At 64.4% G+C, this 22167-nt stretch carries 21 protein-coding genes; 10 read left to right on the top strand and 11 right to left on the bottom strand.

Translation table 11 applies throughout. The annotated features are described in order from the left end of the window. Positions 1–2: 2 nt before the first annotated feature. Entirely contained in the window at positions 3–971 is a 969-nt protein-coding gene (locus ACYVKM_RS07610) for a 5-oxoproline transporter, DUF979 family subunit (RefSeq protein ID WP_460877798.1), read from the top strand. 18 nt (positions 972–989) lie between these two features. Beyond that, positions 990–1646 carry a pyroglutamyl-peptidase I gene (pcp, locus tag ACYVKM_RS07605; protein WP_460877010.1) on the top strand — a complete coding sequence of 219 codons (657 nt, stop codon included), beginning with the start codon at positions 990–992 and terminating at the stop codon, positions 1644–1646. A gap of 104 nt (positions 1647–1750) precedes the next feature. On the opposite strand, the gene ACYVKM_RS07600 is transcribed toward pcp, so the two are convergent. The 4 genes from ACYVKM_RS07600 to apbC form a co-directional block, all read right to left on the bottom strand. Further along, complete coding sequence (locus ACYVKM_RS07600; RefSeq protein WP_460877009.1) at positions 1751–2236, bottom strand: hypothetical protein; 486 nt, start codon at positions 2234–2236, stop codon at positions 1751–1753. 125 nt (positions 2237–2361) lie between these two features. Continuing rightward, on the bottom strand, positions 2362–2928 hold the full coding sequence (gene dcd / locus ACYVKM_RS07595; protein WP_460877008.1) for a dCTP deaminase: 567 nt from the start codon (positions 2926–2928) through the stop codon (positions 2362–2364). A 96-nt stretch (positions 2929–3024) separates the two neighbouring features. Beyond that, entirely contained in the window at positions 3025–3561 is a 537-nt protein-coding gene (locus ACYVKM_RS07590) for an NADPH-dependent FMN reductase (RefSeq protein WP_460877007.1), read from the bottom strand. Continuing rightward, complete coding sequence (gene apbC, locus ACYVKM_RS07585; RefSeq protein ID WP_460877006.1) at positions 3558–4652, bottom strand: iron-sulfur cluster carrier protein ApbC; 1095 nt, start codon at positions 4650–4652, stop codon at positions 3558–3560. The genes ACYVKM_RS07590 and apbC overlap by 4 nt, the downstream gene beginning before the upstream one ends. Before the next feature lie 160 nt (positions 4653–4812). Between apbC and ACYVKM_RS07580 the strand changes: the two genes are divergently transcribed. Beyond that, positions 4813–5277, top strand: a complete 465-nt coding sequence (locus ACYVKM_RS07580; protein ID WP_460877005.1) for a DUF2147 domain-containing protein — start codon at positions 4813–4815, stop codon at positions 5275–5277. Positions 5278–5384: 107 nt separating this feature from the next. Here the strand turns inward: ACYVKM_RS07580 and ACYVKM_RS07575 are convergent, their stop codons facing one another. From ACYVKM_RS07575 to ACYVKM_RS07565, 3 genes are read right to left on the bottom strand one after another with little or no spacing between them, the layout of a single operon-like run. Beyond that, positions 5385–6179 (bottom strand): DeoR/GlpR family DNA-binding transcription regulator, encoded by a 795-nt coding sequence (locus ACYVKM_RS07575; RefSeq protein ID WP_460877004.1) that lies wholly within the window; start codon positions 6177–6179, stop codon positions 5385–5387. Continuing rightward, positions 6172–6834 (bottom strand): HAD family hydrolase, encoded by a 663-nt coding sequence (locus tag ACYVKM_RS07570; RefSeq protein ID WP_460877003.1) that lies wholly within the window; start codon positions 6832–6834, stop codon positions 6172–6174. The genes ACYVKM_RS07575 and ACYVKM_RS07570 overlap by 8 nt, the downstream gene beginning before the upstream one ends. A 26-nt stretch (positions 6835–6860) precedes the next feature. After that, a complete protein-coding gene (locus tag ACYVKM_RS07565) occupies positions 6861–8018 on the bottom strand; it encodes an MFS transporter (RefSeq protein WP_460877002.1) in 1158 nt (385 codons plus the stop codon). Positions 8019–8228: 210 nt separating this feature from the next. Between ACYVKM_RS07565 and metG the strand changes: the two genes are divergently transcribed. The 4 genes from metG to ACYVKM_RS07545 all read left to right on the top strand — a co-directional run bounded on the left by metG (position 8229) and on the right by ACYVKM_RS07545 (position 13191). Further along, a complete protein-coding gene (metG, locus tag ACYVKM_RS07560) occupies positions 8229–10337 on the top strand; it encodes a methionine--tRNA ligase (protein WP_460877001.1) in 2109 nt (702 codons plus the stop codon). Positions 10338–10344: 7 nt separating this feature from the next. Next, on the top strand, positions 10345–10950 hold the full coding sequence (locus ACYVKM_RS07555; RefSeq protein ID WP_460877000.1) for an RnfABCDGE type electron transport complex subunit B: 606 nt from the start codon (positions 10345–10347) through the stop codon (positions 10948–10950). Next, positions 10947–11582 (top strand): endonuclease III, encoded by a 636-nt coding sequence (nth, locus tag ACYVKM_RS07550; protein ID WP_460876999.1) that lies wholly within the window; start codon positions 10947–10949, stop codon positions 11580–11582. Before ACYVKM_RS07555 ends, nth begins: the two co-directional genes overlap by 4 nt. A 280-nt stretch (positions 11583–11862) precedes the next feature. Next, on the top strand, positions 11863–13191 hold the full coding sequence (locus tag ACYVKM_RS07545) for a carbohydrate porin (protein ID WP_460876998.1): 1329 nt from the start codon (positions 11863–11865) through the stop codon (positions 13189–13191). Positions 13192–13200: 9 nt separating this feature from the next. Here the strand turns inward: ACYVKM_RS07545 and ACYVKM_RS07540 are convergent, their stop codons facing one another. After that, entirely contained in the window at positions 13201–13812 is a 612-nt protein-coding gene (locus ACYVKM_RS07540; RefSeq protein ID WP_460876997.1) for a class I SAM-dependent DNA methyltransferase, read from the bottom strand. A gap of 163 nt (positions 13813–13975) precedes the next feature. On the opposite strand from ACYVKM_RS07540, the gene ACYVKM_RS07535 reads away from it, so the two are divergent. From ACYVKM_RS07535 to ACYVKM_RS07525, 3 genes are all read left to right on the top strand, one after another. Further along, entirely contained in the window at positions 13976–15583 is a 1608-nt protein-coding gene (locus ACYVKM_RS07535) for a DUF1800 domain-containing protein (RefSeq protein ID WP_460876996.1), read from the top strand. A gap of 69 nt (positions 15584–15652) precedes the next feature. Then, positions 15653–16855: a DUF1501 domain-containing protein gene (locus ACYVKM_RS07530; RefSeq protein WP_460876995.1), complete on the top strand. Its 1203-nt coding sequence runs from the start codon at positions 15653–15655 to the stop codon at positions 16853–16855. Positions 16856–16920: 65 nt separating this feature from the next. Further along, positions 16921–18468: a DUF1800 domain-containing protein gene (locus tag ACYVKM_RS07525; RefSeq protein ID WP_460876994.1), complete on the top strand. Its 1548-nt coding sequence runs from the start codon at positions 16921–16923 to the stop codon at positions 18466–18468. Positions 18469–18513: 45 nt separating this feature from the next. Here the strand turns inward: ACYVKM_RS07525 and ACYVKM_RS07520 are convergent, their stop codons facing one another. From ACYVKM_RS07520 to ACYVKM_RS07510, 3 genes are all read right to left on the bottom strand, one after another. After that, entirely contained in the window at positions 18514–20316 is a 1803-nt protein-coding gene (locus ACYVKM_RS07520) for an amidohydrolase (protein WP_460876993.1), read from the bottom strand. A 311-nt stretch (positions 20317–20627) separates the two neighbouring features. After that, on the bottom strand, positions 20628–21530 hold the full coding sequence (locus tag ACYVKM_RS07515; RefSeq protein WP_460876992.1) for a sensor domain-containing protein: 903 nt from the start codon (positions 21528–21530) through the stop codon (positions 20628–20630). Further along, positions 21530–21913, bottom strand: coding sequence for a PadR family transcriptional regulator (locus tag ACYVKM_RS07510; protein WP_460876991.1), 384 nt, complete (start codon positions 21911–21913; stop codon positions 21530–21532). The genes ACYVKM_RS07515 and ACYVKM_RS07510 overlap by 1 nt, the downstream gene beginning before the upstream one ends. Positions 21914–22167 lie beyond the last annotated feature (254 nt).

The raw sequence follows: 22167 nt of genomic DNA, 5'->3' as shown, positions 1-22167 counted from the left end.
GCGTGCTGCGCATCGAATACGCCTACTGGCTGATCGCCGCCTTCCTGCTCTATACGGGCTGGCGCAATCTGCGCGAGCGGCATGGCTGGCACGCCGCGTTCTGGCTGGTGCTGGGCACGCTGTTCGGCGGTGGTGATTACGTGCTGGTGCAACAGGCCGCCGGCAACACGCTGCCGGCCCAGCTGGCCGGCATCGGGGTGATTGCGCTGGCGCTGCTGGCACCGAAACTGCATCGCCATGCGCACACCGAAAGCAGCAGCCCGGCACAGCGCCTGCAGTCCGCCATCCAGCTCGGCCACAAGCTGTTCGTACCCGCCCTGCTGATTCCACTGGTGACCTTGCTGGTGGCGTTGTTCGGCGCGCATATGGCGATAGCCGGCCATGGCCTGTTCGCCGCGCCGCAGATGACTCTGACCGGACTGGCGCTGGCTTGCGTGGTGGCACTGTTCGCGGCGGCGCGCGTGGCGCGTGCGCCGCTGCCTGACGGTGTGGCCGAGGGTCGGCGCCTGCTCGACGCAATCGGCTGGGCGGCATTGCTGCCGCTGCTCCTGGCCGCACTGGGCGAAGTCTTCACGCAAAGCGGCGTGGGTGCGGCGATTGCCGCGCTGGCCGGCACATTCCTGCCAACCGGCAGCTCCTTCGCCTGCCTGCTGGCCTTCGCGCTGGGCATGGTGCTGTTCACCGTGATCATGGGCAATGCGTTCGCCGCGTTCCCGGTGATGATGGCCGGCATCGGCCTGCCGTTGCTGATCCAGCAGCATGGCGCCCATCCCGCCATACTTGGTTCGATGGGCATGCTGTGCGGCTACTGCGGCACCCTGCTGACGCCGATGGCGGCCGACTTCAACCTGGTGCCTGCCGCATTGCTGGAACTGCGCAACCCTTACGGCGTGATACGCGCGCAGGCATGGAGCGCGGTGTGGATTCTTGCCGTCACCATCGTGATGATGTGGCTGCTGGTGTTCCGCTGAACTATCGACGAGGCAAGCATGAGTACATCCCTGCCACGCATCCTGCTGACCGGTTTCGATCCGTTCGGTGGCGAAAGCATCAACCCTTCATGGGAGGCCGTGCATGCACTGCATGGCAAGCGCATCGGCGGGCACCGGATCAGTGCGCTGCAGTTGCCGACCGAATTTGCCGGCTCGCTGCGCGCGCTGAAGGCAGCGATGCGCGAGCTGACGCCGGCGATCGTGCTCGGCGTCGGCCAGGCCGGCGGTCGCCAGCAACTGTCGATCGAGCGGGTGGCGATCAACGTGCAGGATGCACGCATCCCCGACAACGCCGGCGCGCAACCGGTGGACGAACCGGTGATTGCCGGCGCCCCGGCCGCCTACTTCAGTACGTTGCCGATCAAGGCGATGCTCGCGGCGCTTCATGCGCACGGCCTGCCCGCCGAGATATCGAACAGCGCCGGCACCTATGTCTGCAACCACATCGCCTACGCCACGCTGCATCTGGCGGCGAAACGACGCGGCGTACGTGCCGGCTTCATCCACATTCCGTACCTGCCTGCACAGGCAGCACGGCGTCATGGTGCCGCCAGCATGGCACTGGCCGATGTGGTGCGAAGCCTGGAGATTGCGTTGCGCACGGCGATTGCCACGCCGCTGGACCACAAGCTCGGTGCCGGCAAGCTCGACTGAGGACCTGGCTCCTCGCCGGCACCTGTCCTGGTTGTCCACGAAAAAGCCCGCGGATCGCTCCGCGGGCTGTCGATGGGAAACAGTTGCGTCCGGCTCTGCCCGGATCAGTACTGGGTACCGGCAGAGACAGGCATGTGATCCTGTTCCGGCGGGGCTGCCGTCGGTGCCCGCTCGTGATGATCCTCAAGCGCACGCGCCTTGGTGTCCTGCGGATTGATCTCCTTCAGCGTGCCCTTGTCGTCGTAATACGTGCGGAACCCGTAATCGAGCTGCAGGCGTGCCATGTACTGCAGGTGCTGTTTGCGGATTTTCGAATCATCGCTGCCCTCGAGCAGCACGGTCTTGGGCAACTTGCCCTGGTCCTTCAGGTAGGCGAAATGACTGCCAAGATCGACCGCCGACAGCACGGCGCCGTCGACCAGGAACTGACCTTCCTTGTAGGACTGGATGGTGGCGTCGAACTGGCCTTTCATCGAGGCGGTGGTGACTTCGCCCTTGGTGCCGCCAAAATGGCAACCGGCGAGCAGCAGCGTGCTGCCCAGCATGATCGCGACGGTGGCGCGCGTCAGCCATGTGGAAAAACGAATCATGCAGGTCTCCTGGGGGTCAAACGCATTGATCAAGAATCGGGTGAAGTGTAACGCCGGATCGTCACGTGGGCGGCGCCGGCTGATGTCCGCCGTTCAGCCACCTGGATTCGACCGGCAGATTCGGCTCAGGTTCGCGGCAGGGTCACGCCCTGCTGGCCCTGGTACTTGCCGCCGCGGTCCCGGTAGCTGGTTTCGCATTCTTCGTCGGATTCCAGGAAAAGCATCTGCGCCACGCCTTCATTGGCGTAGATTTTTGCGGGCAACGGCGTGGTGTTGGAAAACTCCAGCGTCACGTGGCCTTCCCATTCCGGTTCCAGCGGCGTCACGTTGACGATGATGCCGCAGCGCGCGTAAGTACTCTTGCCAAGGCAGATGGTGAGCACCTTGCGCGGGATGCGGAAGTACTCGACCGTGCGCGCCAGCGCGAACGAGTTCGGCGGGATGATGCATACGTCCGCCTCGACGTCGACGAAGCTGGTCGGATCGAACGCCTTCGGATCGACGATGGTCGAGTTGATATTGGTGAAGATCTTGAACTCGCGCGCGCAGCGCACGTCGTAGCCGTAGCTGGAGGTGCCGTAGGACACCAGCTTCTGGCCGTCACGCAGCTTGACCTGACCCGGTTCGAACGGTTCGATCATGCCGTGGCTTTCGGCCATGCGGCGGATCCACTTGTCGGATTTGATGCTCACGCTGTCTCCAGTCTCGAATCGGCTGCGACCGCGGCATGAGCCGGGCCAAAGATGTTCAAAATACCACGGCATGGTCCATGGAGCCCCTTCGGGATGTCACACGGTGGCCAGTTCCGTGGCCAATGCCGCCAGCATCACGCGTAACTCGGCACAGCGCATCTCGTTGCCCAGAATCTCCCCGACCTCGCAACCGGCTCCCGGCAGCGGCACAGTGACGCAGGCCGATTCCAGCAATTTCGCCGACATGGTGACGAGAACTTCACGCAAGGCCGCTTGCGCATGAAACGAACCGCGGCCGGAGGCATTCAACAGCACCACCGGCTTGTCCGGAAATTCGAGGCTGCCGACCAGCCAGTCGAGCAGGTTCTTGAACGCGCCAGGGATGCCATGCGCATATTCGGGACAGGCGATCAGCAACGCGTCGCTGCGACCGACCGCGCCACGCAGCGCCTGCACGGCCGGCAACGGCTCGATCTCGTCGTCCGGATTGAACAGCGGCAAGCTGGCGAGGCCACCATACAACTCGAGTTCAAGCGTGTCCGGCGCCAGTTGTTTGGCCGCCTGCAGCACCGCCGTATTCGCCGAGATCCGACGCAGGCTGCCCGACAGACACAGTACGCGCCGCGGCGTCATGCAGCAGGAGCGCCCTGCACCACGATCTTGCCCAGTCCCAGCGACTTGTTGCGCGGCTGCCGCGACAGCCGGCCGGCGGCATTGCGGGCGATCTCGCGATAGCGCGCGGCCAGGTCGGAATCGGGCATCGCCGCCACCGTGGGATTGCCGCCGTCGGCCTGCTCGCGGATGCGGATGTCCAGCGGCAGCGAGCCCAGGTACGGCACGCCATACTGCGCCGACATGCGCTCGCCGCCGCCCTCGCCGAAGATGTGCTCCTCGTGGCCGCAGTTCGAGCAGACATGCGTGGCCATGTTCTCCACCACGCCGAGCACCGGCACCTCGACCTTCTCGAACATCTTCAGCGCCTTGCGCGCATCCAGCAGGGCGATGTCCTGCGGCGTGGTGACGATCACCGCGCCGGCCACCGGCACCTTCTGCGACAGCGTCAGCTGGATGTCGCCGGTGCCCGGCGGCAGGTCGACGATCAGGTAGTCCAGCGGCTCCCAGCGTGTATCGGTGAGCAGCTGCATCATCGCCTGCGTCACCATCGGGCCGCGCCAGATCATCGGCGTGTCCTCTTCCACCAGGAACCCGATCGACATCACCGGCATGCCGTGCGCCTGCATCGGGATGATGCTCTTGCCATCCGGCGAGGCCGGCTTGCCATGCACACCGAGCATGGTCGGCTGGCTGGGGCCGTAGATGTCGGCGTCCATCACGCCGACCTTCGCTCCCTCGGCCTGCAGCGCCAGCGCCAGGTTCGCCGACACCGTGGACTTGCCCACGCCGCCCTTGCCGGAGGCCACCACGATGATGTTCTTCACGTTCGGCAGCGGCCCCAGCGTGCCCTGCACCTTGTGCACATGGACACGGCTGGTGATCGAGACAGCGGCCGACTCGATCGACGGGTCGGCCTGCAGTGCCTGCCGGACACGGTTGGTCAGGCTGTCGATCGCGCCCATCGCCGGATAGCCCAGCTGAAGATCCACCGACACGCGCGCACCGTCCACACCCACGGCGCGCAGGGACTCGGCCAGCGGTGCGCCGGTATGGGTGTCGATCAGCTCGCCGAGAATGCGGCGGACCAGGGCTTCGCTCGCCTGTGTCATGGGGACTCGAATGATGAGGGGACTGCCTATTATGCCAGCCCGCATCACGACACCGTCTGACGCAGGTCAGCCAGCCGCGCGGCACATGGCGCAATGCAGCTTGACGCTTCCGGCAGGCCCCGGCAGGCTCCATCCATACGCTTTCGTACGGGAGGTCATCATGAAGCCATTGTTTCGACTTGCCATCGCCGCCAGCCTGCTGCTGGGTGCCAGCGCCGCCTTCGCCGCCAACGACACGCCGGTCGGCACCTGGAAACAGATCGACGACGTTTCCGGCAAGGCAAAATCGATCATCGAGATCACCGAATCCAACGGCCAGCTGCAGGCCAAGGTCGTCAAGGTGATCAACCTGAGCCCGGAGGAAATCGCCCGGGACGGGCAGCACCCGATCTGCAGGAAGTGCGATGGCGAGCGCAAGGACAAGCCGATCGAAGGCATGACCATCATGTGGGGCGTCAGCAAGGACGACGACGTCTGGGATGGCGGCAAGATCCTCGATCCCAAAAGCGGCAAGGTCTACAAGGTCAAGCTCACCCTTGCCGACGGCGGTCAGAAACTCGACGTGCACGGTTACATCGGCTTCTCCCTGCTCGGCCGCAGCCAGACATGGGAGCGGCAGGAATAAGCGTCGACTCAACTCGTCTTTGCATGTCGCACCAAACCCCATGCCAGCGCTCCTGGCATGGGGTTTTTCATGAGCTGCGGGCAAGCCTCAGGCGGCGCACGCCTATCTCATGCAGTGGCCGGATCGGCCCGATGCACCACCAGACCGTGAGCGCTGAAACTTGCGCGTAGCGCACGACCGACATCGTGTTCGACCACCAGATGCTGCACTTCGTCGATACCGGCCACCCGATGCGTCGCCATCGTACCGAGCTTGTCACTGGTGGCAACGACGACGGTCTCGCCACTGGCCTCGACCATCGCCCGCTTCAGCAGCGCTTCCTCGCTGTCGAAACCCCATAACCCGCCGCTCGCATCGACCGCGCAGGCGCCGGGAAAACACAGATCCGCACGCACCCGCTGGATCTCCTGCACCGCCTGCGCGCCGACGGCGGCACCAATCCGCACATCGATCCGACCGCCGATCAGCAGGATTTCGAAGCCTTCGCGCTCCAGCAGGATCTGTGCGATATCCGGTGCATTGGTCACCACGGTCAGGCCGAAATCCGCTGGCAACGCGGCGGCGATTGCCGCGTTGGTCGAGCCGGCATCGATCAGCAGCACCTGTCCCTGTCGCACCAGGGTCACTGCCTTGCGCGCCAGCGCCAGCTTGCGACCGGCATGTTCCTGACGACGCTGCTTGAGCGGCGCAACGGCGGCGGACAAGGGCAACGCTCCGCCGTATACGCGCTTGCACAAGCCCTGTGCGGCCAGCTCGCGCAGATCGCGCCGGACCGAATCCTCGGACACCGCGAATTCCGTCGCCAGCTCCACCGCCACCACGCGACCGCGCTGACGCAGTCGATCGAGTATCCATTGCTGGCGCTCCTGCGGCAGCATCTCGCCGGGATTCACCTTAGCCATGCTCGCGCAGCTCCGTCGATGCGGCGTCGAGCAAACCCAGCGCAACCAGTTCAGCGCGCAGTGCCACGGCATCACGGAAGTGCAGCGCGTGCATGCCGAGCTTCGCCGCCGCAGCCACATTGCGCGGGGCATCGTCGATAAAGACGGCGCGTTCCGGTTGAACACCGTAACGGTTCAGCAGTACATGGAAGATCGCCGGGTCGGGCTTGATCATGCGCTCCGCCCCGGACACCACGATGCCCTCGAATACCTGCAGGAACGGATAGCGCTCGAAAGCCAGCGGGAAGGTCTCCTGCGACCAGTTAGTCAAGGCGTACAGGCGCATGCCACGCACACGCAGCTCATGCAGGATCGCCAGGCTGTCGTGCAGCGGGCCACGCAGCATCTCGTCCCAGCGCGTGCGGTAGGCGGCGATCAGCGCGGCGTGTTCGGGGAACTCCGCGCTGCGCAGCCGGATGGCCTCGTCCCATGGACGCCCGGCATCCTGTTGCTCGTTCCACGGCGAATTGCACACCTCGGCCAGGAACCGCTCCATCGCCTGCTCGTCATCGAACAGCTGGCGATACAGATAGCGCGGATTCCAGTCGATCAGGACACCGCCGAGATCGAAGATCACCGTGTCAACGGCCACATGCCCGATTCCACGCTCGCTCATTTCATCATCCTCGTCATGCATGTCATTCAACGCCGCACGATCCGCGCCGCGGCCGCCACCAGCAACAGCATGCCAGCGACCACGGCCAGTGCCGCCGGCAGGTTGCTGGCATGCGCCAGGAAACCGATCAATGCCGGGCCGCTGAGCAAGCCGGCGTAGCCCAGCGTGGTCACCGTGGCGATGGAAATGGCTGGCGGATTGCCCGGCAGGCGCCCCGCCGCACTGAACATCACCGGCACGATGTTCGATGCGCCCAGGCCAATCAGCACAAAACCGAACAGCGAAACCGGTGGCCACGACGCCATCGCCGCCAGCAAGAACCCGACCGCCGCCGCACTGGCACCGACGCGTACCGCCCACACCGGACCCAGTCGCCCGACCACCCGGTCGCCGGCAAGCCGACCGGCGGCCATCGCCACCGAGAAACATGCGTAGCCGATGCCGGCGGATGCCGCCGAGAAACCGCGGAAGTCGCGCAGCAACACGGCGCTCCAGTCGAGCATCGAACCCTCGGCGAGGAAACTCACGAAGCACAGCACGCCGAGCAGCAGTACCAGCCCGCGCGGCAGACGAAACACCGCCGCCCGTTCGGCTGCATCGTCCACATGGGAAAGCAGGCTGCTGCGCTGACTGAGCACGATCAGCGCCAGCAGCAGCGCGATCGCCACGGCGCCGGCCCACAGCGGCAGGCCCAACGCCAGCAGCGCGCTCATGACCGCGGCACCGGCCAAGCCGCCGATACTGAAAAGCCCATGGAAACCGGACATCAGTGCACGACCGTCGCGCCGCTCCACCTCGACCGCATGCGCGTTCATCGCCACATCCACCGCACCCAGCATCGCGCCGAAGTACAGCAGCGTCACCGTCAGTGTCAGCACGTTCGGCACGATCGCGAGCAGCGGAATCGCCACGCACAGCAGCAGTCCGGCCACGCTGATCACCGTGCGGTTGCCGTAGCGATGGGTCAGCCAACCGACCAACGGCATCGACAGCATCGAGCCACCACCGAAAGCCAGCAGCACCAGGCCAAGATCCGCATCGTCCAGCCCCAGCCGCGCCTTGGCATACGGCACCATCGGCGCCCAGCTGGCCATGCCGATGCCGGACACCAGGAAGATCAGGCGGGTGGCCCTGGTAGCTGCCTCGATCCGCTCGCGCCCCGCCGAGATGGACCCACCAAGCATGTTCATTGTTCCAATCCGGGTCTTTAAAACATGCACAAATGTACATAAATACGTCAAATCATGCAATGAAGAAACTGTGCGCTTCAGAGATCTGCACTCCACTCCAAACCCATGCCACCACCTCACACCGCTGGGACCGATGCCTCGGAGATACGGCCAGCACAGGCCCGCATGCAATAATGCGCGGTCATTCCGGAGTGCCTGTTCACCATGAGTCGTCGCCTGCTCGTCACACACGCCCTGCCCTATGCCAATGGCCCGCTGCATCTGGGTCACATGCTGGGCTATATCCAGACGGACATCTGGGTACGCGCGCAGCGGATGATGGGCAACGAGGTGCATTTCGTCGCCGCGGACGACGCGCACGGCACGCCGATCATGCTGGCCGCCGAAAAGGCCGGCATGACGCCGGAGGCGTTCATCGCGGGGATTCGCGCCGGCCATGAAGCCGACTTCGCCGATTTCCATTTCAGCTTCGATCACTATCACACCACGCATTCGGAAGAGAATCGCGAACTGGCCGAGCTGATCTACACGCGCCTGCGCGACGGCGGCTTCATTGCCAAACGCAGCATCCAGCAGCTGTTCGATCCGGAAAAGCAGATGTTCCTGCCGGATCGTTACATCAAGGGTGTCTGCCCGAACTGCGGCACACCGGACCAGTACGGCGACAACTGCGAGAACTGCGGCGCCACCTACGCGCCCACCGACCTGATCAACCCGTACTCGGTGATGTCCGGCGCCACGCCGGTGCTGCGCGACTCGGAGCACTACTTCTTCGAGCTCTCGAAGTTCGAGGCACTCCTGCGCGACTGGTTCGCCGGCAAGTTCACTCATGGCAAGCCGGTGGCCAACAGCGGCGTTGCGGCAAAGTTGAGGGAGTGGCTGGACGGCGGCCTGAAGGACTGGGACATCTCGCGCGACGCGCCCTATTTCGGTTTCCCGATCCCCGACGCACCGGGCAAATTCTTCTACGTGTGGCTGGACGCGCCGGTGGGCTACCTGGCCAGCTTCAAAGCCCTGTGCGACCGCACCGGATTGAAGTTCGACGACTTCCTCGGCCCCGACAGCACCGCCGAGATGCACCACTTCATCGGCAAGGACATCATCAACTTCCACGGCCTGTTCTGGCCGGCGATGCTGCATGGCGCGCAGTTCCGCACGCCCACCGCATTGCACGTCAACGGCTACCTGACGGTGAACGGCGCGAAGATGTCCAAGTCGCGGGGCACCTTCATCCAGGCACGCACATATCTCGATGCGGGTCTGCATCCGGAATTCCTGCGCTACTACTTCGCCAGCATGCTCAGCGATGCACCGGTCGACGTGGATCTCGACCTCAAGGCATTCGAGGAGCGCGTCAACTCGCACCTGGTCGGCAAGTGGGTGAACATCGCCAGCCGCACCGCCGGCTTCGTGCAGAAGTTTTTCGACGGACGTCTGGCCGCCCATTTCGGCACAGAGGAGACGGCACTCTGGCACACCTTGCTGGAGCACTACGAAGGCATCGACAGGCTGTACGAGGAAGGCGATTTCGCTGAGGTCACCCGCCGTTTCGTGCTGATCGCCGACCTGATCAATGGCCATATCGCGGTGAAAGCACCGTGGGTTCTTGCCAAGGACGAGGCGCATCGGGAAGAACTGCACCAGGTGTGCTCGTTCGCGCTGGCCGGCTTCCGCCTGCTGGCCGGCCTGCTCAAGCCGATGCTGCCTGCGACCGTGGCCGCCGCCGAGCAGTTCCTCGCTGCGCCAATCGCCGATTTCGATGCTGCCTGCTGCAAACTGCACAACCACGCGATCAACCCATTCGAGCCGCTGCTCGCCCGCATCGACCCCAGGCACATCGATGCCATGATCGAAGCATCCAAGGAATCGCTTGGCGCTCCCACCACTGAAACCAAGCCTGCACCGGCCAAGAAGCCGAAGGAATCGAGCAAACCCATGAGCGAAGCGAGCGGCACCCCCAGCGCCACCGTCGATGGCGCGGCTGTCATTGGCATCGACGATTTCGCCAGGCTCGATCTGCGCATCGGCAAGGTGACCGCCTGCGAATTTGTCGACGGCTCGGACAAGCTGCTGCGCTTCGAGCTGGACGCCGGCCCGCTGGGCATGCGACAGATCTTCTCCGGCATCCGCGCCGCCTACGGCGAACCGGGAAAGCTGGTCGGCCGCAACGTGGTGTTCATCGCCAATCTCGCCCCACGCAAGATGCGCTTCGGCCTGTCCGAGGGCATGATCCTGTCAGCCGGCGACGGCGGCAGCGACCTGTTCCTGCTCGATGCCGATCAGGGTGCAAAGCCGGGTGCGACCGTTCGCTGATATCGCCATGACGCTGGCTGACCGTATCGACGCGCTGCTGCCGCAAACGCAGTGCGAGCAGTGCGGTTACCACGGCTGCCGGCCGTACGCGGAAGCGATCGCGCGCGGCGACGCGCCGATCAACCAGTGCCCACCTGGTGGCGCGGCAGGTATCGGAAAACTTGCCGCGTTGCTGCAACAACCGGTACTCCCACTGAATCCGGAACACGGCATCGAGAAACCGCGCACATTGGCGCGCATCGTCGAGGCTGACTGCATCGGCTGCACCAAGTGCATCCAGGCCTGCCCGGTCGACGCGATCGTCGGTGCGTCCAAGCTGATGCATACGGTGATCGCTGACGATTGCACCGGCTGCGAACTGTGCGTGCCAGCCTGTCCGGTCGACTGCATCGTGCTGCTGCCGATGCCGGAAGCACAGATCGACATGGCGCATGCCGATGCGGCACGCGCGCATTTCCAGCGCCGTGAGGTACGACTGGAGCGCCAGCGTGTGCAACGCGAAGCTGAGCTGGCCGCACGCAAGGCGGCAGTGGACGCCACAGCTGGCCCGGTCAATCCCGTGCTGGCCGCGCTGGCCCGTGCCAAGGCAAAGCAGCAGGAGCCGAAACCGTGAAACGCGCCGACGTGATCGAACTGTTCTCGCGACTGCGCGAACTCAATCCACACCCGACCACCGAACTCCTTTACACCACCCCATTCGAGTTGCTGGTGGCCGTGGTGTTGTCCGCGCAAGCCACCGATGTCGGCGTGAACAAGGCGACGAAGAAACTCTATCCCGTGGCGAACACGCCACAGGCGATCCTCGAACTCGGCGAGGAAGGCCTGAAGCGCTATATCAGCACGATCGGCCTGTTCAACGCGAAAGCGAAGAACGTGATCGCGCTGTGCCGGCTGCTGATCGAACAGCATGATGGCGAAGTACCGCATGACCGTGAGGCGCTGGAAGCACTGCCCGGCGTGGGTCGAAAGACTGCCAACGTGGTGCTCAACACCGCGTTCGGCGAGCCGACCATCGCTGTGGACACGCATATCTTCCGCGTCGCCAACCGCACCGGCCTGGCACCGGGCAAGGATGTGCGCGCGGTCGAAGACAAGCTGGAGAAAGTGATCCCCGCCGAGTTCAAGCAGGACGCCCACCACTGGTTGATCCTGCATGGGCGTTACGTGTGCAAGGCACGCAAGCCGGATTGCCCGCATTGCGTGATCCGCGACCTGTGCCGGTACAGGGACAAGACCACCACCTGATCGATGCCCCGGAGGCAGCGATACGGCCTTTGTGCCGCAGGCAAGGCGTGTTCACGTCATCACTTGTGCACTGGCTCGAGCGCGTTTTGCAGTCAGCGTGCGCCTCGCCTGCACCGGAAATGCACAGTGCGTGGCCCAGCATGGACGATAGGTCAGCCAGTGGCATCCGGACTGCCCTTGGAATCTTCGAAGCATATCGACATCTGCTCTCGCAGCCGATCGCGAGCGGATCCTCACCTGGCTGATCCGCTCGCTCCATGCGGCGGACACGGAGGCGAGCATGAAAATGATTCAGCTGTTCGCCGTGGCCATGTGGCTTGCCTTGGTGTCGGCATCCGCGCTGGCCGACGACGCGCCGCTGTTTGTACCGCAATGGCTGGGCGCACAGTACACCTTCATCGACCAGCATCAATCGGCCCTGCATTCGCCGTACAGCGGACCGTTGAGCCTTCGCGCACACGGCGATATCGAGCGCTCGCACACATTCGGCGCCTACTTCGGCATCGCCTTGCCAGCGCATTTCCAGTTCTACTTCGATGTGGAAATGTTCAAGGGCGAGGCGGTCAGCGGGGCTACCGGCCTGGGCGGGTTTGTCAATGGCGACGTGGTGCATTCCGGCGGCGGCACCTTGAGCAAGACCGCATACGTCGCACGCCGGTATCTGCGCTGGACACTGCCATTGGACGACGGACGCGAATTGGCCAAACGCGATCAGGACCAGCTGCCTGGCGAGGAAGCCACGCGCCGCATCGAGATCAAGCTCGGCAAGATGGCAGTCAGCGACGACTTCGACAAGAATCGCTACGCCGACTCCGCACGCACGCAATTCCTGAACTGGTCGTTGCTCAACAACACCGCGTGGGATTTCGCCGCCGACACTCGCGGCTACACCGACGGACTGATGCTGGGCTGGATCAATCCGAACTGGAGCCTGCGCTACGGCGTCTACCTGATGCCCACCGAGGCGAATGGAACGAAGCTGGAGAGTTCGCTGCACCGTGCCCGCGGCGAACAGCTTGAACTGACCCTGCAGCCGCACGCGGGTGGCGCGGTTTTGCGGCTGCTGGCGTTCCGAAATATCGCGAACATGGGCGCGTATCGCGATGCCATCGCCTATGCGCTGGCTCATGGCACCCCACCGGACATCCGTGCCGACGACCGCTCCGGCCGGCGCAAATACGGCTACGCCATCAATGTTGAACTGCCGCTCGCGGACCACGGAGATACCGGATTGTTCGCCCGTGCGGGCTGGAATGACGGCCGCAACGAATCGTTTGCATTCACCGAAGTGGATCGCACACTGAGCACTGGCATGCAGCTCTCCGGCGTGCACTGGGGGCGGCCGAGGGACCATCTGGGCGTCGCCGTGGCCGTCGACGCGCTGTCATCGGCGCACCGCGACTACCTGGCCCTGGGCGGGCAGGGATTCACGCTGGGCGATGGCGGACTGGCCTATGGCCGCGAGCGCATCGTCGAGGCCTATTACAACATCGCGGTGGCCGCTCACCTCACGCTCGCCCCCGACTTCCAGCTGATCCGCAACCCGGGCTACAACCGCGATCGCGGGCCGGCGCGTTTTGTCGGCATCCGCGCACATCTGGAGTTCTGATCCGGCGAATCACCGGCCTGGCAGCTGCGCCCGCTCCAACGCCGCAATATGGCGTTCCAGCCGCGGCCCGAGGTAACAGTGCGAGCCGCAGGGCAGCAACCCGGCCTGACCGAACTCGCGCAGATACCAGGCCGGTGTGCGCGACACGAAGCCGTGATGGTCGCCAGCCACGTCATCGCGATTGGTGAACACTTCCAGAAACGCGATGCCTTCGAGCATCTCGCCGATGCCGTGCAGGCCCGCACGGATCTCGGCCGGTTTCAGGTAATGCAGTACGTCGGTGCACACGATCAGGTCGAAGCGCGTATCGAAGCGCAGCTGTTCGAGCTGACCGAAACGCGCCAGGCCGATGTTGCGGCTGCGGCCGTAGCGTGCAACCACATACTCGCTGGCATCCAGCCCGCGGTACGCGATGTCCGGTCGCAGCGCGCGCAACGGTGCGCGCCAGGTCGCCTCGCCGCAGCCCACGTCGAGCACATTGCGGATCGGCCGGCCGAGGTAATACTCGGCCTGCGCCACCACCATCGCCACCTTGCGCCGCAATTCGGCCGACGAACCGACCGCGTGACGCGGGTCGCGGTACCACTTGTCGAAATAGGCACGATCGTAGGTCTTCGGCATGACAGGCTCCGGCAGGTGCCGCATGGTACCTGCCATGACACGGAACGGCGACAAACTGACTGACGCCGGAATATGCGCTTTTCGTCACGCTGCTGCAGTCATCCAAAGTGGCACCACTGCGTTCAGAAACTACTGACTTCTTCCACCGCCGGAGTACGGACGCATGCCTGCCGCCATCCCGCTTCGCTGCCGCACGCCGGTTTTTGCCCTGCTGTTGACGCTCGTACCGGCGCTGGCTTGTGCCGGCAACGGGAGTCCGCCGGATCGGCTGCCGACCGCCATGGTCACTGCCAAGGTGGACGGCCTGAGACTGAGCGACATCGCCTGGTTGCGCCGTGACAGCTTCGGCCTCGACAGCGCCACGCTGGCGCGCTATCGCGAACTGGGTCGCACGCGCTTCCTCGACGGGCAGCTGACCGGCAGTGGCGACAGCCTGCCGCCGCAAGTCGCCGCACAGATCAACCACCTATCCGTCATCAGCACGCCACTAGCGCAGCAGCTCGTCGAATACCAGGAGCGCGCGCAGCAGTTCAGGCAAGTGCCGGCTGGCCCGGCCAAGGATGCGGCAAAGAAGGCGTTCCAGTCGTACCGTCGCGACATCTATCAACAGGCCGCACAGGCCGAGATGCTGCATGCGATCTATGGCGGCGACCAGTTGAAGGAACAACTGGTGTGGTTCTGGCTGAACCACTTCAGCGTGTATGCGGACAAGGGGCCGGTGCGCCTGTTCGCCACCGACTACGAGGAGCACGTGATCCGCCCGCACGCGCTGGGCAAGTTCAGGGATCTGGTGATGGCCACGCTGCAGAGTCCGGCCATGCTGGTGTTCCTCGACAACGTGCACAACGTCAAGGACAAGACCAACGAGAACTACGCGCGGGAGTTGATGGAACTGCACACGCTGGGCGTGAACTCCGGCTACAGCCAGCAGGACGTACAGCAGTTGATGCGCATCCTCACCGGCGCCGGCCTGCTGCCGGCAAAGCCGGCCGCGCGCCGCAACCTGTTCGCCCATGCACGTCCAGGTCTTGTGCGCGACGGCCTGTTCGTGTTCAACCCGATCCAGCACGACTTCGGCGACAAGACCTTTCTCGGCCAGACCATCAAGGGCAGCGGCTATGCCGAGATTGCCCAGGCAGTGGACCTGATCGTGCGCCAACCCGCCTGCGCGCACTTCATATCGCAGAAGCTTGCCGCCTACTTCATTGCGGATCAGCCACCGGCTTCGCTGGTCGATGCGATGGCGCACACGTTCCAGCGCACCGACGGCGACATCGCGGCGGTCATGCGCACGATGCTGCTGTCGCCGGAAGCCGCCGCCATCGACGGGCACAAGTTCAAGGATCCGATGCGCTTCCTGGTCTCGTCGATGCGGCTCACCTACGACGGCCAGCCGATCCCCAACGCGGTGCCGCTGGTGAACTGGCTGCGACAGATGGGCGAACCACTGTATGGCCGCATCACGCCCGACGGCTGGCCGCTGGATTCGGCCAGCTGGACCGGCTCGGGCCAGATGAGCAAGCGCTTCGATTTCGCCGGCGTGATCGGCAGCGGGCGCAACCGGCTGTTCGTCGACACCAGCGATCCTGCGTTACCGGGTACTCCGACAACCCTGCCGCGGGATGCTCCCGCATTGCACGATTCGGCGCTGTACCGTGATGCCATCGCACAAGGGCTGTCCTCGGCCACCGTCAATGCACTGAGCCAGGCCAAGTCGCCAACGGAGTGGAATACGTTCCTGCTGTCCTCACCCGATTTCAACTACCGCTGACTCGCACGTTGACTCAATCATCGCCAACGTGCAGAAACATCGACTGCACCAACGCCATCGAGGTACGCCATGAACCGCCGCGAATTCCTGCTTGCCGCCGCCAGCACCGCTGCTGCCCTGCCAGCGCTGGCGTTCTCCGGAAAATTGTTTGCCACGCCGGCCAACGCGCCGCGCTTCCTGCTGGTGTTCCTGCGCGGCGGCTACGACTGCAACAACCTTCTGGTTCCGCACAGCAGCGACTTCTATTACGAATCACGACCGACCCTGGCGATCGCCAGGCCTGACGCCGGCAACCCCAACAGCGCGATCCCGCTGGATACAAACTGGGGCCTCAATCCGGTACTGCGCGATTCGATCTACCCGTTGTGGCAACGCAAGCAGATCGCATTCGTGCCGTTCACCGGCACCGACGATCTGTCGCGCAGCCACTTCGAGACCCAGGACAATATCGAATCCGGCGAACCCACCGCCCAGCGCAGCAACTTCCGCTCCGGTTTCCTGGCGCGTCTGTCCGGCACCTTGCCTGGCGTGCCGCCGATCGCGTTCACCAATGCCCTGCCCCTGAGTTTCCAGGGGGCTGGCCATGACATTCCCAACATCTCGCTCAAGGGCGACACCAAGCCGCATTTCAATGCCCGGCAATCGGCGATCCTCGCGCAGATGTACCAGGGCACCTCGCTGGCCTCGGCCACCGCAGACGGCCTGGCGCTGCCCAATACCGTGTCACAGGATCTGCGCGATGAAATGGTCCATGCCAGTCGCGGCGCACCCAGTGCCAAGGGCTTTGCCACCGAGACGCAACGCATTGCCGCGCTGATGCGCAACCAGTACCGCCTCGGCTTTGTCGATGTCGGTGGCTGGGATACCCACGTGAACCAGGGCAGCGTCACGGGCGGCCTTGCCAACAATCTGCAGAACCTCGGAGCAGGACTGGCCGCCTACGCCGACGCACTGGGCGATGAGTGGAACAACACCGTGGTGGTGGTGGTTTCCGAGTTCGGCCGCACCTTCCGCGAGAATGGCGACAAGGGCACCGACCACGGTCACGGCACGGTGCACTGGGTGCTGGGCGGCAAGGTCAGCGGTGGCCGCATCGCTGGCGAGCAGGTCGCCGTGAACCCGCAAAGCTTGCTGCAGAACCGCGACTACCCCGTACTCAACAATTACCGCGACATGCTGGGTGGCCTGATGGGTCGCGTGTGGGGCCTGCGCGACAGTCAGCTGCAGACGGTATTTCCGCAGGCCAGACCCAAGGATCTGCGCCTGGTGTGAACAGCGGCTTGCCGCGACACTGCACGCATCGCCCCCTGCCCGACGGAACATCTCGCATGCGCCCCATGTCTGTTGCCGCCCGCTACATGACGACGACATGTCGACAATGCATGGTCGCCGGGCTGCTCCTGCTCATACCCCTGCTGGCCAGCGCACGTGGCGTCACCAGCCTGGGAAGCGACGATATTGCCTGGCTGCGCCGTGACGGCTTCGGCCTGGACACCGCCGGCGTGGATCAATATCGCAAACTAGGTCGCGAACGTCTGCTGGACGTACAACTCGCCGATCGCGTGGATGGCCAGCTGCCGCCCGAAATCGCCACGCTGATCGGCAGCTTCGAAAGCATCCATACACCGATCGCGCAACAGCTTGCGGCGCTGCAAGCCGAACAGCAACGCATCAAGGCGCTGCCCGACGGCCCGGACAAGGTTGCCGCCAACAAGGCGCTGCAGTCGCAGGGCAACCAGTTGGGACAACAGGCGCAGCAGGCCGAACTGCTGCAGGCGGTATACGGCCCCGACCAGCTGAAGGAACAGCTGGTGTGGTTCTGGCTCAATCATTTCAGCGTCTACGCCGCCAAGGGGCGCATCCGCTGGGAGCTGGCCGACTACGTGCAGAACAGCATCCGTCCACATGCCCTGGGCAAATTCAAGGATCTGCTGATGGCCACGCTGGAGAGTCCAGCCATGCTGGAGTTTCTCGACAATGCACAGAACGCGAAAGGTCACGTCAACGAAAACTATGCGCGCGAACTGATGGAGTTGCACACGCTGGGCGTGAACTCCGGCTACACCCAGCAGGACGTGCAGCAACTGGCGCTGATCCTCACCGGCGTGGGCATCGCTCCGGTCGATGGCAAGCCGCAGCGTTTCAATCCGAAGTTCGCGCCACTGGTCGTCAATCACGGCTTGTTCCAGTTCAATCCGCAGCGGCACGATTTCAGCGACAAGACTTTTCTCGGCCACACCATCCATGGCAGCGGCTTCGACGAGGTGAATCAGGCGGTCGACATCATCGTGCATCAGCCTGCCTGCGCGCAGTTCATATCGCGGCAGCTTGCCGAATATTTCGTGGCCGACCAGCCGTCGAAGAAGCTGGTGGACAAGATGGCCCGCACCTTCCTGCACAGCGACGGCGATATCGCCAAGGTGATGCGCACGATGTTCGATTCACAGGAAATCGTGGCCAGTGCCGGAAGGAAATTCAAGGATCCGACCCAGTTCGTGGTGTCGTCGGTGCGGCTGGCCTACGACGGCAAACCGCTCGCCAACGCCCTGCCCCTGGTCTACTGGCTGAACCAGCTTGATGAGCCGCTGTTCGGCCGCATCACGCCCGACGGCTGGCCACTGGACGGCCAGAGCTGGTCCAGCTCGGGTCAGATGGAAAAGCGCTTCGACATCGCCAACGCGATCGGCACCGGCAACAACCAGCTGTTCACGCCGGCCGGCAGCAGCGCGCGTGAAGCTGGCTTCCCGATGCTGACCACACGGCTTTACTACGACGCGATCGAACCGCATCTCTCCGTCGCCACGCGCAGCGCGCTGACCAAGGCGAATTCGCAGCAGGAATGGAACACCTTCCTGCTGGCTTCGCCGGACCTCAACTACAGGTAAGGGGTACTCGAGCGTTGACGTCACGAGCAAGGTACATCGTGGTTCTCAATTCACGTGGTCGAACTCCGGCATCGGCTTGAACAGCTGCCCGCTGCGCCACGCTGCGGCGTCGGGCCGCTGGTACACCAGCTGGCCGCCCACGACGGTGTAGAGCACACGCGTGCGCAGGATCTGGTCGTCGGGGATGGTCAGAAGGTTGCCGGAGAACACCACCATGTCGGCGAGCTTGCCGGGAGTGAGCGAACCCAGTCGTTCGTCTTCGAACACGGCATAGGCGTTGTCCCAGGTATAGGAGCGCAACGCCTGCAGCCGCGTCTTGGCCTGGGCCGGGAAGAAGCGCTGGCCGCGACCGTTGTCGCGCGTCACCGCGCAGTAGAAGCCGGCGATGGGGTTGGTGTCCTCCACCGGCGTGTCGCTGCCGTCCAGCACCATCGCACCGCTCTCGATCAGCGTATGCCACACGTAGGCACCTTCCTTCGCGCGCTGCTCGCCCAGGTACGGTACCACGTAGGGCGCGTCCGAGCAGGCATGGATGGACTGCATCGAGGCGATCACGCCGAGTTGCGCGAAGCGCGGAATGTCGGCGGGATCGAGGTGCTGCGCGTGCTCGATGCGCCAGCGCAGCGCATGCGCCGCCGGGTCCTCGTCGAAGATCTTCTGGTACATGTCGAGCACTTCGCGGTTGGCGCGGTCGCCGATCGCGTGGATCGACACCTGGAAACCGTCGCGCGCGGCGATCCGCGCAATTTTCTCCAGCTTGTCCATCGGCGTGACATTCTTGCCTGTAATGTCGGGCGCATCGTTGTACGGCTGCAGGAACCACGCGCTGTGCGTACCCAGCGCACCGTCGGAAACATCCTCGCCCACGCCGCGCACGGTGAAGTGGTCGTCGGCGAAACCTACCGTGCGGTACCTGGCGAGATTCTTGTCGAGGCTGGCGACGTCCTCGACGCCAATGTTGACGTACAGGCGCAGCGGGAAACCCTTGGCCGCCTGCTGCTTGAGCCAGTCGATGGTCTGGAAGTCCTGGCCCATGTCGACGAAACCGGTGATGCCCTTGCTCACCTCGTTCTGCATGGCGAGCTTCAGCGACTGCCCCTTGCGTGCGGCCAGCTCCTGTGGCGGCAAGCCCGCGAGGTAACGGTTGTAGGCGGCGTACACCGCGTCGCCCGCGGTATCGCGCAGCGCGCCGATGGCGTTGCCCTGGGCATCGCGCACGATGCTGCCGCCGACCGGGTCGGGCGTGTCGTGGCCGATGCCGGCGAGCTTCAGTGCCATGGCGTTCGCGTAGATCGCGTGGCCGCTGGTGTGCGCGAGCAGCACGGGGTTGTTCGGCGACACCGCGTCGAGGCTGGCCGGCAGCGGCAGGCCGTCGATGTTGGGCTGCGGCACCTTGTCCCATTTGCTCTGCTGCCAGCCCTGGCCGACGATCCATTCGCCGGGCTTGGCCTTGGCCACCGCGGCCTTCACCATCGCCACGACGGCATCCCAGTTCGGTGCCGTGCCCGCATTGAGTTGCGTCAGCGAATCGCCGGTGTCCAGCAGGTGGCCGTGACCTTCGATGAAACCGGGCGTGACGAAGGCGCCGTGCAGATCCAGCACCTTCGTATGCGGGCCGATGTAGCGCGCGATCGCTTCGTCGCTGCCCAGCGCGGCGATCTTGCCGTCCTTCACCGCCAGCGCCTGCGCGTGCGGCTGCAGCGGATCGAGCGTGGCGATGCTGGCATCGCGCAATACCAGGTCGGCGGGGGCAAGCGTGGGCGGGAAGCCCTGGATCGGTGTGTCGGCGGCAGTAGCCGTCAGCGACGCCAGCAGGAGGACCGGAAGCCAGGAGCGACGAAAGCGCATGGTGTTCCCCGATGAACGCGCACAGGCGCGCCGGGGCAGCGTAGGAAGCGCAGCGGGCGGGGTCAACCGCCATGGCCACGATGGCTACGCCACGCGCCGATACCTGCCCTGCATCACCGGCTCCCAGTGCATGCCGCCGTCGAATAAGCTTCCAGCGTCAACTCGCAGGCGGCGTCGCGGAATGCATACGTTTGCCGCGTCTGCCCGCGCGGCGAGCCGCACTAGGAACATCAGCTGCACGCCGCCCCAGTGCCTGGTGCCGGCTGCGCGGGAGCAAAGCCGCAAGAACCTGTTCAATGTCTCCGCTTGGCCTACGTTGCGTTACCAGGCACCAGCAGATGCTTGGCGATCTGCCCATGCAGGCGGCCGATGCCGCGCACCAGATGCAAGGTGGCAAACAGCAGCACGATGCCGACTAGGCATAGCGCGATGGTGCCGGCCCAGCCCGGACCGTAGTAACTGAAGCCATCGACGTTCATGTTGATCACGTCGAAGCCGAAGGCCTTGACGAAGGGCGAACCGATGAAGGCCAGCGACACGCTCAACAGCGTCACGGCAATCGTGAAGTAGATGATGCCCAGCGGCAACATCAACAGCATGTAGAACAGCGTGCCCCAGGTACGGCCGTCGGTGAACATCGCGCCGATGCGTTTCAGCAGCGGCTGCCCCTGCTGCGACGGATACGGTGGCCGGCGCGGCATGCGCACGCCCAGCATGGTTTCGACGATGCGCCCTTCCAGCAACGACAGCCCGCGTACGCTGCCAAGGAACAACAGGAAGAACGGGATACCGATGATCAGGATCGACAGACCGGCCGACAGCGACAGACCCGTCACCGCCCAGGTGAAATAGAAGATGCCGGTCACCAGCGCCAGCAACAGGTAGAACAGCGCTCCGTAGGTATGTGGATCGGCCGCCACGCCGAAGAAGCGCCCAAGTGTCGAACGCCGTTGCGGCGGCGGCGGCGGCCGGATCGCACGCTGGATCCTGATTTCCTGGTCGCGGTAGATATCCGCCACTTCATCCGGCGCACCGTAACTGCCGACGACGTGTTCGAGCATGCTCGCCTCGTCACGATCCGGCTGTTCGGCCAGTTCCGCGCGCAGATGTTCCTCGGCGTCGTACAGCGCATCCTGGATCAAGGCGGGATCAGCGCCACGCAAGGCGGTGCGCAGTTGTTCCAGGTATTCATTGATCGTGCGTGGTGCGTTCATTACACCCCTCCTTGCAAGACGTTGTCGACGGAATCGCGGGTGGCGGTCCAGGCCGCCACCCACTCGCGCAATACCTCGCGCCCCGGTTTGGTGATGCGGTAATAGCGTCGCGGCGGCCCGCTGACCGATGGTTCGACTTCGCTGGCCAGCAAACCGGCCCCTTCCAGATTGCGCAAGACGGGATAAAGCGCGCTCTGCTTGCCGGCCAGCACGCCCTCGCCCACCTCCTCAAGCCGCTTGGCGATCTGGTAGCCGTACATCGGTTGACGCGACTGACCCAGGACTGCGAGCAGCACCAGCGACACGGTGCCGGCGGAGAGCTCCTTCTGGAATTTCTTCAGCTGACCGACGCCGTCGTCCACGACCCACCCGCACTGCTGCATAGCTTGCAGTGAATCATAGTGTGAAGTTCACACTAGTCTATAGGCATGAAGTCATGCGAGCGGCTGTCCGAGGGTTTGGGCATGCCACCAATGCATGTACCAGTTGTACAAGCATTGGCTTCAGTTGGCTTGGCTGGGCTCATTAGCCAAGCACCTGTTTTTACCAGCCGCGCACAGAATTTGATGTCATGCCCAGGCATGAGCATGACAACGTCACCCGGGCCTGCAGCAGCGTCCCGTCCACCGAAAAATGC

This window comes from Rhodanobacter koreensis (genome assembly GCF_054782855.1).
This window is presented reverse-complemented; position numbering and strand designations above follow the sequence as displayed.